The 16,431-nt window shown below is 64.7% G+C and carries 16 protein-coding genes; 14 read left to right on the top strand and 2 right to left on the bottom strand.

What is annotated here, in order from left to right:
* Positions 1–60: 60 nt before the first annotated feature.
* On the bottom strand, positions 61–801 hold the full coding sequence (gene aqpZ / locus OKW38_RS19215; protein ID WP_429362709.1) for an aquaporin Z: 741 nt from the start codon (positions 799–801) through the stop codon (positions 61–63).
* A 287-nt stretch (positions 802–1,088) separates the two neighbouring features.
* Between aqpZ and OKW38_RS19220 the strand changes: the two genes are divergently transcribed.
* Positions 1,089–1,391 carry an H-NS family nucleoid-associated regulatory protein gene (locus OKW38_RS19220; RefSeq protein WP_013090908.1) on the top strand — a complete coding sequence of 101 codons (303 nt, stop codon included), beginning with the start codon at positions 1,089–1,091 and terminating at the stop codon, positions 1,389–1,391.
* Positions 1,392–1,690: 299 nt separating this feature from the next.
* Here OKW38_RS19220 and OKW38_RS19225 read toward each other — a convergent pair whose 3' ends face one another.
* Positions 1,691–2,755, bottom strand: a complete 1,065-nt coding sequence (locus OKW38_RS19225) for a glycosyltransferase family 4 protein (protein ID WP_090802471.1) — start codon at positions 2,753–2,755, stop codon at positions 1,691–1,693.
* Positions 2,756–3,555: 800 nt separating this feature from the next.
* Between OKW38_RS19225 and flhD the strand changes: the two genes are divergently transcribed.
* The 13 genes from flhD (at position 3,556) to cheZ (ending at position 16,140) form a co-directional block, all read left to right on the top strand.
* A complete protein-coding gene (gene flhD, locus OKW38_RS19230; RefSeq protein WP_090802472.1) occupies positions 3,556–3,876 on the top strand; it encodes a flagellar transcriptional regulator FlhD in 321 nt (106 codons plus the stop codon).
* Positions 3,876–4,526 (top strand): flagellar transcriptional regulator FlhC, encoded by a 651-nt coding sequence (flhC, locus tag OKW38_RS19235; RefSeq protein ID WP_429335474.1) that lies wholly within the window; start codon positions 3,876–3,878, stop codon positions 4,524–4,526. Before flhD ends, flhC begins: the two co-directional genes overlap by 1 nt.
* 136 nt (positions 4,527–4,662) lie before the next feature.
* Positions 4,663–5,523 carry a flagellar motor stator protein MotA gene (motA, locus tag OKW38_RS19240; RefSeq protein WP_090802475.1) on the top strand — a complete coding sequence of 287 codons (861 nt, stop codon included), beginning with the start codon at positions 4,663–4,665 and terminating at the stop codon, positions 5,521–5,523.
* 22 nt (positions 5,524–5,545) lie between these two features.
* A complete protein-coding gene (motB, locus tag OKW38_RS19245) occupies positions 5,546–6,556 on the top strand; it encodes a flagellar motor protein MotB (RefSeq protein ID WP_090802477.1) in 1,011 nt (336 codons plus the stop codon).
* Between the two features lie 83 nt (positions 6,557–6,639).
* Positions 6,640–7,017, top strand: coding sequence for a response regulator (locus OKW38_RS19250; RefSeq protein WP_018418789.1), 378 nt, complete (start codon positions 6,640–6,642; stop codon positions 7,015–7,017).
* A 96-nt stretch (positions 7,018–7,113) separates the two neighbouring features.
* Positions 7,114–9,486, top strand: coding sequence for a chemotaxis protein CheA (cheA, locus tag OKW38_RS19255; protein ID WP_429362711.1), 2,373 nt, complete (start codon positions 7,114–7,116; stop codon positions 9,484–9,486).
* A gap of 78 nt (positions 9,487–9,564) precedes the next feature.
* On the top strand, positions 9,565–10,098 hold the full coding sequence (locus tag OKW38_RS19260; RefSeq protein ID WP_090802480.1) for a chemotaxis protein CheW: 534 nt from the start codon (positions 9,565–9,567) through the stop codon (positions 10,096–10,098).
* A gap of 39 nt (positions 10,099–10,137) precedes the next feature.
* The gene (locus tag OKW38_RS19265; protein WP_429362713.1) at positions 10,138–11,994 is read left to right on the top strand and encodes a methyl-accepting chemotaxis protein; all 1,857 of its coding nucleotides are present in this window, start codon (positions 10,138–10,140) and stop codon (positions 11,992–11,994) included.
* A 204-nt stretch (positions 11,995–12,198) separates the two neighbouring features.
* Positions 12,199–13,161, top strand: a complete 963-nt coding sequence (locus tag OKW38_RS19270; protein WP_429362715.1) for a CheR family methyltransferase — start codon at positions 12,199–12,201, stop codon at positions 13,159–13,161.
* A complete protein-coding gene (cheD, locus tag OKW38_RS19275) occupies positions 13,158–13,877 on the top strand; it encodes a chemoreceptor glutamine deamidase CheD (RefSeq protein WP_429335470.1) in 720 nt (239 codons plus the stop codon). Before OKW38_RS19270 ends, cheD begins: the two co-directional genes overlap by 4 nt.
* A gap of 5 nt (positions 13,878–13,882) precedes the next feature.
* Positions 13,883–14,971 carry a protein-glutamate methylesterase/protein-glutamine glutaminase gene (locus tag OKW38_RS19280; RefSeq protein WP_429336602.1) on the top strand — a complete coding sequence of 363 codons (1,089 nt, stop codon included), beginning with the start codon at positions 13,883–13,885 and terminating at the stop codon, positions 14,969–14,971.
* Between the two features lie 61 nt (positions 14,972–15,032).
* Complete coding sequence (gene cheY, locus OKW38_RS19285; RefSeq protein WP_018418782.1) at positions 15,033–15,428, top strand: chemotaxis response regulator CheY; 396 nt, start codon at positions 15,033–15,035, stop codon at positions 15,426–15,428.
* A 1-nt stretch (position 15,429) separates the two neighbouring features.
* A complete protein-coding gene (gene cheZ / locus OKW38_RS19290) occupies positions 15,430–16,140 on the top strand; it encodes a protein phosphatase CheZ (RefSeq protein WP_429362717.1) in 711 nt (236 codons plus the stop codon).
* The last annotated feature ends 291 nt before the right edge of the window (positions 16,141–16,431 follow it).

Genomic DNA, 16,431 nt, shown 5'->3' on the forward strand with positions numbered 1-16,431 from the left:
CGAGGCGCCCATTCATACCCACTACGCGACGATCGCGAGACCGGGGCGTCGAACTGGCCGTCAGTCGAGCGCCAGCTTGCGCGCATCGCTGCTGCGATCCTCGGCGATCAGCGGATAGACGACACCCGCGATCACCGCACCGATGATCGGCGCAACCCAGAACAGCCACAGCTGATCGATCGCCACGCCGCCGACGAATAGCGCCGGGCCCGTCGAGCGCACCGGATTGACCGACGTGTTGGTGACAGGAATCGAGACCAGATGGATCAGCGTCAGGCACAGGCCGATCGCGATGGGCGCGAAGCCGGCCGGCGCGCGGCGGTCGGTCGCGCCGAGAATCACGAACAGGAAGAAGCCAGTCATGACCACTTCGCAAATGAAGGCAGCGGCGAGCGAGTAGTGCCCCGGCGATTGCTCGCCGTAACCGTTCGTCGCGAAGCCGCTCGCGACCAGGTCGAAGCCAGGCTTGCCCGACGCGATCAGCGACAGTACGAATGCGCCGAGCACCGCGCCGACCACCTGCGCGACGACATAGGGCAGAAGATCGCGCACCGGAAATCGGCCGGCGACGGCCAGTCCGACGCTCACCGCCGGATTCAGGTGGCAGCCCGAAATGTGGCCGATCGCAAAAGCCATCGTCAATACGGTCAGGCCGAAGGCCAGCGACACGCCGACGAAGCCGATGCCCAATCCGTGAAACGGTCCGGCGAAGTTGGCGGCGAGGACCGCGCTGCCGCAGCCTCCGAGCACGAGCCAGAAGGTGCCGAGCAATTCGGCAACGAGGCGCTTTGACAACTGCATTTTTGGTGATCCTAAAAAGAATGGGTACTTCAGAAGCACGCATCGAAAAGGGCGAGTACGTACCTTGAGCGCGCAATTCTAGGCAGACAGCGCCAAATTGAGTGTCAAAGATTGTCAATCCGCACAGAATTTATAAACTATTGCGAGATAAAGCGCAGATTTTACAATTCACACTCTTTAATAATTATCAGAGGAAAATTCGCTAAACCGGTATTAGTCGCCATTGCGAATTTTTATAATTGCGGCTAGTCTGCGGTCGAATGAGTTCTAGAAAAGGGGAGAACCGAATGTCTCAATATGCAGACCTCAAGGCGCAGATTGCCAAATTGCAGGCACAGGCAGAAGAAGCGCGACGCACGGAAATCGACAATGTCGTCGCCGACATCCGCCAAAAGATCGCCGAATACGGTCTGACCGCGCAGGATCTCGGTTTCGCGGTCGCCGCCAAGCGCGGCCGCCCGCCCAAGAAGACGCCGCTGCCGGCGAAATATCAGGACCCGAAGTCGGGCAATACATGGAGCGGGCGCGGCAAGCCGCCCAAATGGATCGTCGGCAAGAATCGCGAGCGATTTCTGATTGGCTCGGCGTGACGCTCGCCCGACCTGATGTGAGACGAGGTGAAGGCGGTCTGAAGGTTTCTTTGCTGTTTGGCTTATTCGCCGCTCGCAAATCCACCGTGGAAGCGCAACCATCCCTGTATTAAAAAAGCCGCCCATACAGGGCGGCTTTTTCGCGTCCGGCAGCCAAAAGACTTCGTTTTTCGCTCGCGCAAACGATTCCGATGCCGGACTCGCCGCTATTGCGGCGTTATAAGCGAAGGTTCACAGCGCCGCTTCAATGCGGGCCGAAAACGGCCAGCCGTAAAAGCGCTGGCCGTTTTCAGGCGCGCCTAGCCGACCGCGACCTGGCGCAATACCGGGCGCCGCGACGTTTCAATCAAGGCGGAATAGCCGTCGATATAGTTCTGCGCCATCGTTTTCGAACTGAAGCGGCGTTCGAACTGGGCGCGGATTTCGATGCGCGACAGCTCGTCGAGACGCTGCAGAGCCGCTACCGCGCCTTGCACGTCCTCGACGATATAGCCGGTCACGCCGTGGTCGATCACCTCAGGCACGGAGCCGCGGTTGAACGCGATAACCGGCGTGCCGCAGGCCATCGACTCGATCATCACGAGGCCGAACGGCTCGGACCAGTCGATCGGGAACAGCAGCGCCTTTGCGCCCGACAGAAACTCGGGTTTCTGCGCCTCGTTGATCTCGCCGACGAACTCGACATGCGCCATCGACAGCAGCGGCTCGATCTCGCGCTTGAAGTACTCCATGTCGACCTTGTCCACCTTGGCGGCGATCTTCAGCGGCAGACCGCTTTGCGCGGCGATCCTGATAGCTGTATCGACGCGTTTTTCCGGGCAGATGCGGCCGAGGAACGCGAGATATTCGGGCTTCTTGTGCGGCTGCGGCGTCAGCAACTGGTCCGGCAGACCGTGATAGATCGTGTTGAGCCAGTTGGCCTGCTGCAGCGGCAGACGCTGCGAATCCGAAATCGACACGACCGGCACATGCGAGAACGCGTCGAACACCGGCTGTAATTCCGGCAGGTCGAGACGACCGTGCAGCGTGGTCACGAACGGCGTGTCCATCGTCGTGAACAGGGGGAACGGCAGGTAGTCGAGATGAAAATGCAGCACGTCGAACTCGTGCGCGATCTTGCGGACCTTTTCCATCATCAGCACGTGCGGCGCCAATGCATCGCGAATCGTCGGATCGAGGCGCAGCGCGCGCGGCCAGCATGCCTCGAGATTGGCGGACGTGACCGAGTCGCCGCTCGCGAACAGCGTGACGTCATGGCCGAGCTCGACCAGCGCTTCGGTCAGATACGACACGACACGTTCGGTGCCGCCATAGAGTTTCGGTGGGACAGCTTCGTAGAGCGGCGCGACTTGTGCGATTCGCATGCGTTTTCTCCTGTGTCGATCAGAGTTAGCGCTGTGGCGCCGACCCGGATCCCATGCGGATTTTTGATACTTACCGGGGCTTCGCACCACGGCTGAATGGCGCGTGGTACGTCTGCCTAACCGGACGGTTGGGCGCGGTTTGCCCCGCCCGAGGGTGCTCCGAAATAGCTATCGGGTAATCCCTTAGCCTTCATTATCGGGATCGACCGCGGTAATTCGAGTTATTTTTCAAACGCTTAATGTTGTTACAGCGCGAAACATCGACCGTTACAGCTGCCGCGCAAGGTCGAGCCGCCAACAGGTCCCCATCATCGGGAAGCGTAATTCCACCGACTTAATCAGGCTCGACAGGCGAAATGCACCGTAGCAAGCGGCGGACCCGAGGGTCGGGATGCGCCGGGAAAGATCTCTAACCGAGCCAGATTGCAGCCGGGTGAAAACGTCTTATAATTCTTTTCCACCGTTTTACGGTGCGGCGGCGAAGTTCTGAAAACTCACCATCCGGTACACGCCGCAGCCGTATAAATTCCCAGCGCGCATCGTCAGTCCCGCCCCGCGCATCAATTCGACCCAATTCGTGCCTCGCCGCAACCCGGGTTGTAGGAATAATTCCTACACAAATGACGGATTAATCCGTCGCCCAGCTGGGGTGTCTCTCCGATTTTCGGCTGTGCCCCCTTTCGAGACAATGCTTGCAAGACCAGAGACGAGCGGATTCGCGCGGATTCAGCGCGCGCGTTCGAGCAAACGTTTCCGCAAAAAATCGGCCTGACCAGCCGGGCATACGAACGGGGGAAATCATGAGCACGACTAGCCATATGCTCAGTGAGATCAGGGAAGTCAATCTTTCCTATCTGCTGCTCGCCCAGCGTCTGCTGCGCGAAGACAAGCCGATGGGCATGTTCCGCATGGGTATTTCGGACCAGCTGGCCGACGTGCTCGCCAATCTGTCGTTGGCGCAGACCGTCAAGCTCGCGGCGTCCAACCAGATGCTGTGCCGCTTCCGCTTCGACGATCACGCGGTGCTGTCCGCCCTCGCGGACAAGGACAAGTCCAGCGCGATGGCGCAGGCTCATTCGGCGATCCTGATGGCGAGCCAGCCGGTCGAGCAGATCGGCTGATGGCCAGTAAGAGCGTCGTACTCGAAGTCCGGGAAATCACCCTCGCGATCGAGCTGATCGAACTGGGCGCGCGTCTGCAATTGCTGGAGGCGGAAACCAGCCTGTCGCGCGACCGGCTCGTCAAGCTGTACAAGGAATTGAAAGGGGTGTCGCCGCCCAAGGGCATGCTGCCGTTTTCGACCGACTGGTTCATGACCTGGCAGCCGAACTTTCATTCGTCGCTGTTCTACAACATCTACCGTTTCATGGCCGGTCACGGCGGCTGCCGCGCGATCGAATCGATCGTGAAGAGCTACCGGCTGTATCTCGAGCACGTGCAGTTGCACGACGACGAGCCGGTGCTCAGTCTCACGCGCGCCTGGACGCTGGTGCGCTTCTTCGACTCGGGCATGCTGCAGATGAGCGCCTGCCGCCGCTGCGGCGGCCACTTCGTCGCGCACGCGCACGATCCGCAGCACGGGTTCGTTTGCGGGCTGTGTCAGCCGCCGTCGCGCGCGGGCAAGACGAAGAAGGCGGCGCAAACGCGGGCCGAGCGGCAAATCGCCGTCGCCGGAGTCCCGGCCGAGGTGCCGCAAGTGTCCGACGCGCGAGCTCACGAGGCCCGCTGCCCCGCCCCCACGCTCGATACCGTCGTCACCGCCGACGTCTGAGCAGCACGCGTTGAGGCAGCGCAAGCCTCTGGTTTACACCGGACTCGAGCGCCGTCTTTTTCCCCAAAGTTTTCCGCCCCGGTGCCGTAAACCTGACTAACGACGGTAACCGTCGCTTTTTTGTGAGGGCTCGGCAGTGCTGATTTTCGTGGGAACACTCGTGACGCTGTTGTCCGTTTTCGGCGGTTACGCGCTCGAAGGCGGCCATCTCGGCGCGCTGCTGCAACCCGTCGAGGTGCTGATGATCGTCGGCGCCGGAGTCGGCGCATTCATTCTCGGTAACGGGATGAAGACGATCCGGGCGACACTGCGCGTCATTCCGACCCTGTTCAAGGGGGCGAAGTACAACAAGGACGTCTACATGGAGCTGATGGGGCTCCTGTACGTGCTGCTCGCGAAAGCGCGCAAGGAAGGCACGCTGACGCTCGAAGCCGACATCGACGATCCGTCGAAGAGCCCGATCTTCACGCAGTACCCGAAGATCCTCGCCGACAAGCACATCATCGAGTTCCTGACCGACTACCTGCGGCTGATGGTCGGCGGCAACATGAATGCGTTCGAGATCGAAAGCCTGATGGACGAGGAGATCGAGACGCACCACCAGGAAGGCGAGGCGCCCGCGCACGCGCTGACCAAGGTCGGCGACGCGATGCCGGCGTTCGGTATCGTCGCCGCGGTGATGGGCGTCGTGCACACGATGGCCTCGGCCGACAAGCCGCCCGCGGTGCTCGGTGAAATGATCGCGCAGGCGCTCGTCGGCACGTTCCTCGGCATTCTGCTTTCGTACGGGCTGATCGGGCCGCTCGCCAGCGTCGCCGAGCAGCGCGTGACCGAGTCGACCAAGATGTTCCAGTGCATCAAGGTGACGATCCTCGCGAGCCTGAACGGCTACGCGCCGGCGATCGCGGTCGAGTTCGGCCGCAAGGTGCTGTTCTCGACCGAGCGCCCGTCGTTCGCCGAGCTCGAAGAGCACGTGCGCCGCGTCAAGGCGAAATAAGCAGGCGACGGGAACCGAACCGATGAGCAGCAAGGACAAAGACCGCGCAATCGTCGTCAAGCGCAGCGCGCCGAAAAAGTCCGGTCATCACGGCGGCGCGTGGAAGCTCGCGTACGCGGACTTCATGACCGCGATGATGGCGTTCTTCCTGCTGATGTGGCTGCTGAGTTCGGCCTCCACCGTGCAGCTGAAAGGTATCGCCGACTACTTCAACCAGCCGTTGAAGATCACGCTGTGGGGCGGCGATCGCAGCGCCGAAGACTCGAGCATCCTGAAGGGCGGCGGTCGCGACATCTCGACCGACGCGCAGGGCGTGACCCGCTCGACCGACGGCAGCAGCAGCCGCGCCGAGCGCACCGCGTCGCACAACGACGACGACTCCGTGAAGCAGCTGACGGGCGCGCTCGAACGCCAGGAACAGGTGCGTCTGCACGACCTGCAGGTCAAGCTGATGGCGGCGATCGAGGCGAACCCGGTGCTGCGCCAGTTCAAGCAGCAGATCCGCATCGACTCGACGCTGACCGGCCTGCGCATCGAGATCGTCGACTCGCAGAAGCGGCCGATGTTCGCGACCGCACGCGACGTCGTCGAGCCGTACATGCGCGACATCCTGCGCGAGATCGGCCACACGCTGAACGACGTGCCGAACCGCATCATCGTGCAGGGCCATACCGACGCCGTGCCGTACGCGGGCGGTGAGAAGGGCTATAGCAACTGGGAGCTGTCGGCAGACCGCGCCAACGCGTCGCGGCGCGAGCTGGTCGCGGGCGGCATGGACGAAGCGAAGGTAATGCGCGTGCTCGGTCTCGCGTCGACGCAGAACCTGAACAAGGCGGACCCGCTCGATCCGGAAAACCGTCGCATCAGCATCATCGTGTTGAACAGGAAGTCCGAGGAGGCGCTCGATCACGACGACTCCACGACGACGACCCTGTCGGACGACGCAGCCGGCTCGAAGCCGCTGCTGCAAAGACTTGCGCAGCCGGTGACGGCTGCACCGAAGTTGCCGGCGGCGGCGCCACCGGCCCAGTAACAGACCGCGGCCGCCGGGCCGCGGCCCGCGCCCGACCGGCGCGCACCGCCCGGCGGCCCAGTGTTAAGCGCAGCGAGGTTTTCATGATCAGGCACATCCTGGCAATCGACGATTCGGCATCGATGCGGCAGATCCTCGCCGCGACGCTGACGGGCGCCGGCTATGAAGTCACGCTCGCGGCGGACGGCAACGAAGGGCTCGAAAACGCGCTCGCGATGGCGTTCGATCTCGTGTTGACCGACCAGCACATGCCCGGCAAGACCGGTCTCGATCTGATCACCGCGCTGCGCGGAAATCCGGCCTATCAGGCGACGCCCATCCTCGTCCTCACGACGGAATCGGGCGAACCCTTCAAAGAGGCGGCGCGCGCGGCGGGCGCGACCGGCTGGATCGAAAAGCCGCTCGACCCGGACATGCTGACCGAGCTGGTGGCGGCGCTGGCCGAACCGGACCCGGCTTGATCCGCGCAATCAGCACCTTTAGACACAGTACAGATAGCTCTCGACGCGCCTCTACGGCGACTCAAGCCAGACAGGCACTCTCGCGGTGAACCAGGCATGACACTCGACATCACACAGTTCTATCAGACGTTCTTCGACGAAGCGGACGAACTGCTCGCGCAGATGGAGCAATTGCTGCTCAATCTCGACGTGGCCCACCCGGACCCCGAAGACCTCGCGGCGATCTTTCGCGCCGCGCATTCGATCAAGGGCGGCGCGGCGACGTTCGGTTTCACCGCGCTCACCGAGACCACGCACATTCTCGAGTCGCTGCTCGATCGCGCGCGCAACAACGAGCTGGTGCTGCGCAAGGACATGATCGACACGTTCCTCGAAACCAAGGACGTGCTGTCCGGCCAGCTCGCCGACTATCGCGCGAGCGCCGAGCCCGATGCGGCGGTGGCGCGCGCGATCTGCGCGAAGCTGGAGCAGCTGCACGCGGAAAGCCGCATGGGCGGCGCGCCGGCAGCGGCGGCGAGCGCCGCAACCGCGCCGGCCGTGAGCGCCCCCGCGCCCGCAGCAGCGCAGGCGACGGCAACCCAAACAACAACACAAGCAACCGCGGTACAGCAGCAAGGCGGCACCCCGCCCGAGCACGTCGTCGAACAGGCGGTGCAGGCGGCGGGCGAATGGATCGACGGCGAACCGGCACAGACCGGACAAGCCGCGGGCACGGCCGACAGCGCCGGCCCACATCTGAAAATTACGCTACGGGGCGTGGGAGAGAAAGACCAGGAACTGCTCACCGAAGAGCTGGGCAACCTGGGCAACATCGTCGGGCAGGTCAAGAGCGGCAGCGATCTGACGCTGTGGCTCTCGAGCGACGTATCTTCCGACGACATCATCGCCGTGTGCTGCTTCGTGATCGACGAAAGTCAGATCACGATCGGCCGTGGCACCGCGCCGGTGGACGACGCGCAGCAGGGCGAACCTGGAACGCCCGACGCTGCCGCTCCGACACCGGCGCAATCCGCGCAGGTCGCGCCCGCCGCTCCCGCGGCGCAAGCGCAGGCGCAGCCGGTCCTTCACACGGAGCCCGCGGCATCATCGACCCCAGCGGCCCTCATCGCTGCGCCCGCAAGCGTACCCGGTCAGGCGGACAGCATCGAGCCGCCGCCAGCGGCACCCGCGGCGGCTCAGGCGGCGGCTCAGGCGTCGGCCAAACCGGCTTCGGCCGCGTCCGCCGATCAGGACCGCAAGGCGGCCCGTCCGGCCGCCGCGGCGGCCGGCGCCGAAGGCAGCTCGATTCGCGTCGGCGTCGAGAAGGTCGATCAGCTGATCAATCTGGTCGGCGAGCTGGTGATCACGCAGGCGATGCTCGCGGAGACCACCAGCACGTTCGATCCGGCGCTGCACGACCGGCTCTTCAACGGCATGGCGCAACTCGAGCGCAACGCCCGCGATCTGCAGGAAGCGGTGATGTCGATCCGCATGATGCCGATGGATTACGTGTTCAGCCGCTTCCCGCGTCTGGTGCGCGATCTCGCGGCGAAACTCGGCAAGGAGGTCGAACTCGTCACCTTCGGTCAGGCGACCGAACTCGACAAGAGCCTCATCGAACGGATCATCGACCCGTTGACGCACCTCGTGCGCAACAGTCTCGACCACGGCATCGAGACCGTCGAGGCGCGGCGCGCGGCGGGCAAGGATTCCACCGGTCAGCTGGTGCTGTCGGCGGCGCACCACGGCGGCAACATCGTGATCGAGGTCAGCGACGACGGCGCGGGCCTGCGCCGCGACAAGATCCTCGCGAAGGCGGCCAAGCAGGGCATGCAGGTCAGCGACACGATGAGCGACGAGGAAGTCTGGAACCTGATCTTCCTGCCGGGCTTCTCGACCGCCGAGCAGGTCACCGACGTGTCCGGCCGCGGCGTCGGCATGGACGTGGTGAAGCGCAACATCCAGTCGATGGGCGGTCACGTCGAGATCACGTCGCACGCGGGCAAGGGCAGCACCACGCGGATCGTGCTGCCGCTCACGCTCGCGATCCTCGACGGCATGTCGGTGAAGGTCGGCAACGAGATCTTCATCCTGCCGCTGAACTTCGTGATGGAGTCGCTGCAACCGCGAGCCGAAGACATTTACACGGTCGCCAACGGCGAGCGCGTGGTGCGCGTGCGCGGCGAATACCTGCCGCTCGTCGCGCTGCACGAGGTGTTCAACGTGTCGGACGCGAAGCAGGAGCCGACCCAGGGCATCGTCACGATCATGCAGACCGAGGGACGGCGCTTCGCGATGCTGATCGATGAACTCGTCGGCCAGCAGCAGGTGGTCGTGAAGAATCTGGAAACGAACTACCGCAAGGTGCACGGCATTTCCGCGGCGACCATTCTGGGCGACGGCAGCGTCGCGCTGATCGTGGACGTCGCGGCGCTGAACCGCGAATCGCGTCATGCGCATGGGCATGCGCAGGCGATGAGCCTCGCCTAACGCACGCAGCAAACGCGGCACTGACAGACATCGCAACACAACTTCAACTCAATTCATCCCAACCGTTTGGGGGCTAACGTGGCAGAAGTCCAATCCATCAATTCGAGCGTCGCAAACGCGAGCGGTACGAATGGCCGCCGCGACGCGCAGGCGGACGCCGGCGGTCAGGAATTCCTCGTCTTCACGCTCGGCGCGGAAGAGTACGGCATCGACATCCTGAAGGTGCAGGAAATCCGCGGCTACGACAACGTGACGCGCATCGCCAACGCGCCCGAGTTCATCAAGGGCGTGATCAACCTGCGCGGCATCATCGTGCCGATCGTCGACATGCGGATCAAGTTCCATCTCGGCCGCGTCGAGTACGACCATCAGACCGTCGTGATCATCCTGAACGTCGCGCATCGCGTGGTCGGCATGGTCGTGGACGGCGTATCGGACGTGCTGACGCTCGCGGTCGATCAGATCATGCCGGCGCCGGAATTCGGCGCGACGCTGACGACCGAATACCTGACCGGTCTCGGCACCGTCGACGGCCGCATGCTGATCCTGATGGACATCGAGAAGCTGATGACCAGCTCCGAGATGTCGCTGACCGAAACGCTCGGCGTCTGAGCGCAGGCAGTAACGGAACCCGGCACAAGGAGCATCGAAATGCTGAGCAGGTGGTCGATCCGCACGTCGCTGACGATGGTGGGGATTCTTCTGGTGACGCTGACCGCAGTAGTCGGCGCGCTCGGGCTGACCGCGCTGAATCGCGCGAGCGGCTCGCTCGATCGCATCGCACGCGGCGAACTGGTCGCGATTCATGCGCTCGACGATGCGTCGGCGTATCTGTTGCGTTCGCGCATCGCGATCGATCGCTTCAACACGCTGACGGCCGCCGGTAACGCGGACGAGGCGAAGAAGGCGCTCGATCGCGGGCAGGAGCTGCTCGGCAAGAGCAAGCAGAGCTGGCAGGCGTATCTCGACGCGCCGAAGCACCGCGTCGAGCAGGCCTTGCTCGACGATGTGCTCGCGAAGCATACGACGGTGATGCACGACGGCGTCGACGTCGAATTCGCCGCGTTGAACGCGAACAATCTCGACGCGTATCACGCGGTCGCGGACACGAAGATCAGCCCGATGTTCATCGCCTACGACACGGCCGGCGCCGCGGTGATCCAGGCGTTGCGGCAGAGCGTGGCCGATCAGGAAACGAGCGCGCAGTCGAGCGCGTCGCTGATGATCATGCTGATCGGCGTGACCACGGTGTTCGCGCTGCTGGTGGTGGTCGGCATCCGTTTCGCGCTGCGCGGTCTCATCGTGCAGCCGCTGAACGACGCGACCGCCTGTTTCGAGCGGATCGCCGGGGGCGACCTGTCCACCCCCGTCGAGGTGTTCAGCAACAATGAAATCGGCCGTCTGTTCGCGGGCATCAAGCGGATGCAGGAAAGCCTCGCGACGATGGTGCGCGCGGTGCGCAGCGGCACCGAATCGATCGACACCGGCGCGCGCGAAATCGCGATGGGCAACACCGATCTGTCGCAGCGCACCGAGCAGCAAGCGGCGTCGCTGCAGGAAACTGCATCGAGCATGGATCAGCTGACCGGCACCGTGCGGCAGAACACCGAGAACGCGCGCCAGGCGAGCCAGCTCGCCGTCAACGCGTCGGACATCGCGACGCGCGGCGGCGACGTGGTGAGCCAGGTCGTCACGACGATGCAGCAAATCGCGACCAGTTCGAACAAGGTCGTCGACATCATCGGCGTGATCGAGGGCATCGCGTTCCAGACCAACATCCTCGCGCTGAACGCGGCGGTCGAAGCCGCACGCGCCGGCGAACAGGGCCGCGGATTCGCGGTCGTCGCGGGCGAAGTGCGCAGCCTCGCGCAGCGCAGCGCGAGCGCCGCGAAGGAGATCAAGGAGCTGATCGGCGATTCGGCCGACAAGGTCAAGAGCGGCTCCGAGCTGGTCGGCCGCGCGGGCACGACGATGGAAGAAATCGTGCAGGCGGTGCGTCGCGTGACCGACATCATGGGCGAGATCAGCGCGGCGTCGGAAGAGCAGTCGGGCGGCATCGAGCAGGTCAACCGCGCGGTCGTGCAGATGGATTCGGTCACGCAGCAGAACGCGGCGCTGGTCGAACAGGCGGCGGCCGCGGCGGCGTCGCTCGAAGATCAGACGCGGCAGTTGCAGGCGGTGCTGGGCGGCTGGAAGGTAACCGGCACACCGGCGCGTCAGAGCGCCCCGGCGACGCGTGCGCAGACGCCCGCGCGGCTCGCCAGGGCTGCACCGCAAGCGGCGAGCGCGGCGATTCCGGTGAACCCGGTGGGCGCGAGCAAGGAATCGAAGGCAACCGCGGCGAGCGCGGCGCCCCCCACTCAGCACGACGCGGCCGCACGCGTCGAACCGACATTGAAGCCCCGGCCGGCCGCAGCCGCGGCTCGCGTCACGACCGACACGCCCACGCGCGCCGCTCCGCCGGGCACGGCGAAGGCGAGCTCGGACGCGGACTGGGAAACATTTTAGGCAACGGCAGAGTGACATGTGGTCAACCGGCATCGCGCCCGCGGATGGGCGAAGCATCGAAGCACGCGCAGCACGCGTGTCGCGAGCCGGCCATATGTCGATGGTACTCGCGGGAGGGCGCGACCCCGCGACGACAATTCCTACCTCCCAGGCAGTCCGGCCGGGCGGCGAGCGTGATGGCTCATATCGCAGACAGGAATTTTCATGATGGCAACGCGCGCAACACAACGCCCCGCGCGGGCAGCACCTGACCGCACAGAGCCGGCCAGGTCCGTCGAGACGGGCCGCGATTTCGAATTTACGGCGGCCGATTTCGCCCGCATCCGCGACCTGATTCATCGCGGGGCGGGCATCTCGCTGTCGGACCACAAGCGCGACATGGCGTATAGCCGCCTCGCGCGCCGCTTGCGGGCGCGCGGCATCGATACGTTCCGGCAGTATCTCGATCTGCTCGAAGCGGAAAACGATCCGGCCGAGTGGGAAGCGTTCACCAATGCCCTGACCACCAACCTCACGGCGTTTTTCCGCGAAGCCCATCACTTTCCGATCCTCGCCGAGTTCGTGCCGCGCCGTGCGCAACCGGTGTGCGTGTGGTGCTCGGCGGCATCGACGGGCGAGGAGCCGTACTCGATCGCGATGACGCTGATCGAAGCGCTCGGCGACGGCGGCGCGCGCCAGGCGTCGGTGCTCGCGACCGACATCGACACCCAGGTGCTCGCGAAGGCCGAGGCCGGCGTCTACCAGTTCGACCAGGTCAAGCACCTGTCGCCCGAGCGGTTGAAGCGCTTCTTCCTGAAGGGCACGGGCGCGCATGCGGGGATGGTCAAGGTGCGTCCCGAAGTGCGCGCGCTCGTGCGCTTCGAGCAACTGAACCTGACCAATCGCGATTACCAGTTGCGCACGCAGTTCGACGCGATCTTCTGCCGCAACGTGATGATCTATTTCGACAAGCCGACGCAGGCGCAGGTGCTGACGCGCTTCGAGCCGCTGATGAAACCGGGCGGCCTGTTGTTCGCCGGCCATTCGGAAAACTTCACGTACGTGACGCAAGCGTTCCGGCTGCGCGGCCAGACCGTCTACGAACTGACGCGCGACGCGGGCGGCGCGCGCGCGCCGTCGCGCGCTGACGCGCATGACGCGCATCAATCGAGCGGGGTGGCCGCATGAGCAGCACGCTGCCGATCGCTTCGAACCTGTACTACGACAACCACTTCCAGCGCCCCGGCGTGAAGCTGTTGCCCAACGAGTTCTATACGACGAGCGAAGACATGGTGCTCGTGACCGTGCTCGGCTCGTGCGTCGCGGCCTGCATCCAGGACCGCACCGCGGGCATCGGCGGCATGAATCACTTCATGCTGCCCGACGACGGCGCCGACGTCGCGCAGGCCGCGTCGGACTCGATGCGCTACGGCGCGTACGCGATGGAAGTGCTGATCAACGAACTGATCAAGGCGGGCGGGCGGCGCGAGCGCTTCGAGGCCAAGGTGTTCGGCGGCGGCGCGGTGCTCGCGGGCATGACCACGATGAACATCGGCGATCGCAACTCCGAGTTCGTGCGCCGCTATCTGGCCACCGAAAAGATCCGCATCGTCGCCGAGGACCTGCAGGGCTCGCACCCGCGCAAGGTCGCGTTCATGCCGCGCACCGGTCAGGTGATGGTGAAGAAATTGCGCTTGCAACAGGAAGCGGGCGTCGCCGAGCGCGAGCAGGCGCTCGTGCGGCAAAGCGCCGAAGCACGCGCGGAGCGGCTCGCCGCCGCGCGCAAGCGGGTCGAGCTGTTCGCGAAGCCGGCCGCCGCCGCCGCGCGGCCGAGAATCGAACTGTTCGGCGCGAGCCCGCGCCCGACTCATTCCAACAACGTCAGAACCACAGAGGAGGCGTGAGCGCTGTGCAAAAGATCAAGGTATTGTGCGTCGACGATTCGGCGCTGATCCGCAGCCTGATGACCGAAATCATCAATAGCCAGCCGGACATGACGGTGGTCGCGACGGCACCCGATCCGCTCGTCGCGCGCGAGCTCATCAAGCAGCACAACCCGGACGTGTTGACGCTCGACGTCGAAATGCCGCGCATGGACGGCCTCGACTTTCTCGAGAAGCTGATGCGTCTGCGGCCGATGCCGGTCGTGATGGTGTCGTCGCTGACCGAGCGCGGCAACGAAATCACGCTGCGCGCGCTCGAACTCGGCGCGGTCGATTTCGTGACCAAGCCGAAGGTCGGCATTCGCGACGGCATGCTCGACTACGCGGAAAAGCTCGCCGACAAGGTTCGCGCGGCAGCCCGCGCGCGCGTACGCCAGGCCGCGCCCGCGCAGCATGCGGCCACCCAGACCGCGCATGCGCCGGCCGGCGCCGCGCCGCTCTTCAACAACCCGCTGCTGAGTACCGAGAAGCTGGTTATCGTCGGCGCCTCGACGGGCGGCACCGAAGCGATCCGCGAAGTGCTGGTGCCACTGCCACCCGACGCGCCCGCGGTGCTGATCGCGCAGCACATGCCGCCGGGCTTTACGAAATCTTTCGCGCAACGCCTCAATGGTTTGTGCCGGATTACCGTTAAAGAAGCAGAGCACGGCGAGCGTGTGCTGCCGGGGCACGCGTACATCGCGCCGGGCCATGCGCATCTGTTGCTCGCGAGGAGCGGTGCGAATTATATTGCGCATCTGTCCGACGACCCGCCGGTGAACCGGCATCGTCCGTCGGTCGATGTGCTGTTCCGTTCGGCCGCGCAGCATGCGGGCAAGAACGCCGTTGGCGTGATCCTGACCGGCATGGGGCGCGACGGCGCGGCCGGGCTGCTGGAGATGAAAAAGGCCGGTGCCTACACGCTGGCGCAGGACGAGGCGAGTTGCATCGTGTTCGGCATGCCGCGCGAGGCGATCGCGCTCGGCGCGGCCGACGAAATCGCCGCGCTGCCGGACATGAGCCGGCGCGTGATGGCACGTTTGTCGTCGATGGGTGACCGCGTTCAGCGGGTATGATGCGTGCCGGATGGAATGACGCGGCCGAGGGCCGCAACATGGATCAAGCAAAGGGAAAGAAATGGACAAGGGAATGAAGATTCTGGTGGTTGACGATTTTCCGACGATGCGCCGGATCGTCCGCAACCTGCTGAAGGAACTGGGCTACTCGAACGTCGACGAGGCGGAAGACGGCGCGGCCGGTCTCGCGCGTCTGCGCAGCGGCAGCTACGAGTTCGTGATCTCCGACTGGAACATGCCGAACCTCGACGGTCTCGCGATGCTGAAGGAAATCCGCGCCGACGCGAGCCTCGCGCACCTGCCGGTGTTGATGGTGACGGCCGAGTCGAAGAAGGAAAACATCATCGCGGCGGCGCAGGCCGGCGCGAGCGGTTACGTCGTCAAGCCGTTCACGGCCGCGACGCTCGACGAGAAGCTCAACAAGATCCTCGAGAAGATGGCGAAAGCCGGGAGCTGACGTGACGCCGCCGACCCAAACGCCTGGCGCCGAAGCGGACAACGACAGCGGCGACTTCGCGTCGGACCGCATCCTTGCCCGCATCGGACAACTGACGCGCACGCTGCGCGATTCGATGCGCGAACTCGGGCTCGACAAGCACGTCGAGCGCGCGGCCGAAGCCGTGCCCGATGCGCGCGATCGTCTGAAGTACATCGCCAACATGACCGAGCAGGCCGCCGAGCGCGTGCTGTCGGCGATCGACATCGCGAAGCCGATCCAGGAGCAGCTGCAGATAGACGCGGGCACGCTCGACGCTCGCTGGGAGCAGTGGTACGCGGCGCCGATCGAGCGCGAGGAAGTGCGCGCGCTGATGAACGACACGCGCACCTTCCTGCGCGGCGTGCCCGAGGCGACCAGCGCGACCAACTCGCAGCTGATGGAGATCATGCTCGCGCAGGACTTCCAGGATCTGACCGGCCAGGTGATCAAGAAGATCACCGACGTCGTCTATCTGATCGAGCAGCAACTGCTCGGCGTGCTGGTCGAGAACATCGCGCTCGAGCGGCGCGAGCAGTTCGCGGCGAACGCCGCGGCTCTCAAGGCGGAGGTGTCGTCGACGGGCAGCCCGGAGCATCTGCTCAACGGTCCGCAGATCAATCCGGAAGGCAAGACGGATGTGGTGCAGGATCAATCGCAGGTCGACGATCTGCTCGCGAGCCTCGGTTTCTGAGCAAGTGACTCGGCCCGGCAAGCGCGCCGGGCTGGTGGCTTCTCCGCGATTTGCGCCAAACACGCATTCAATGAGTACCGGCTACCCATCTTCCGTACGTTTTCCTGCTAGTAATAGTCGGCAAGTCGCGCGCGTGGGCGCGCCTTGCGCCGGCTGAAAGAATCCGCAGGCATACTACGAGGTCAAAGCGGTACGGCACCCGGCCCGCGCAACGCCGGGCAGTCGCCCGGTGAGGCCATCCCTCAGCGTTGCGGCCGCGGCGGTGCCGTATCATCTGCCTATAAGCGGCCG

The sequence above is a fragment of the Paraburkholderia sp. MM5496-R1 genome (genome assembly GCF_050436205.1).
Lineage (GTDB): Bacteria > Pseudomonadota > Gammaproteobacteria > Burkholderiales > Burkholderiaceae > Paraburkholderia > Paraburkholderia tuberum.

Coding starts and splice junctions, on each gene's coding strand:
- flhD (WP_090802472.1), top strand. CDS start 3,556: ATGAGCACGACTAGCCATATGCTCAGTGAGATCAGGGAAGTCAATCTT.
- motB (WP_090802477.1), top strand. CDS start 5,546: ATGAGCAGCAAGGACAAAGACCGCGCAATCGTCGTCAAGCGCAGCGCG.
- cheA (WP_429362711.1), top strand. CDS start 7,114: ATGACACTCGACATCACACAGTTCTATCAGACGTTCTTCGACGAAGCG.
- flhC (WP_429335474.1), top strand. CDS start 3,876: ATGGCCAGTAAGAGCGTCGTACTCGAAGTCCGGGAAATCACCCTCGCG.
- aqpZ (WP_429362709.1), bottom strand. CDS start 801: ATGCAGTTGTCAAAGCGCCTCGTTGCCGAATTGCTCGGCACCTTCTGG.
- cheY (WP_018418782.1), top strand. CDS start 15,033: ATGGACAAGGGAATGAAGATTCTGGTGGTTGACGATTTTCCGACGATG.
- cheD (WP_429335470.1), top strand. CDS start 13,158: ATGAGCAGCACGCTGCCGATCGCTTCGAACCTGTACTACGACAACCAC.
- OKW38_RS19220 (WP_013090908.1), top strand. CDS start 1,089: ATGTCTCAATATGCAGACCTCAAGGCGCAGATTGCCAAATTGCAGGCA.
- OKW38_RS19270 (WP_429362715.1), top strand. CDS start 12,199: ATGATGGCAACGCGCGCAACACAACGCCCCGCGCGGGCAGCACCTGAC.
- OKW38_RS19225 (WP_090802471.1), bottom strand. CDS start 2,755: ATGCGAATCGCACAAGTCGCGCCGCTCTACGAAGCTGTCCCACCGAAA.
- OKW38_RS19265 (WP_429362713.1), top strand. CDS start 10,138: ATGCTGAGCAGGTGGTCGATCCGCACGTCGCTGACGATGGTGGGGATT.
- OKW38_RS19250 (WP_018418789.1), top strand. CDS start 6,640: ATGATCAGGCACATCCTGGCAATCGACGATTCGGCATCGATGCGGCAG.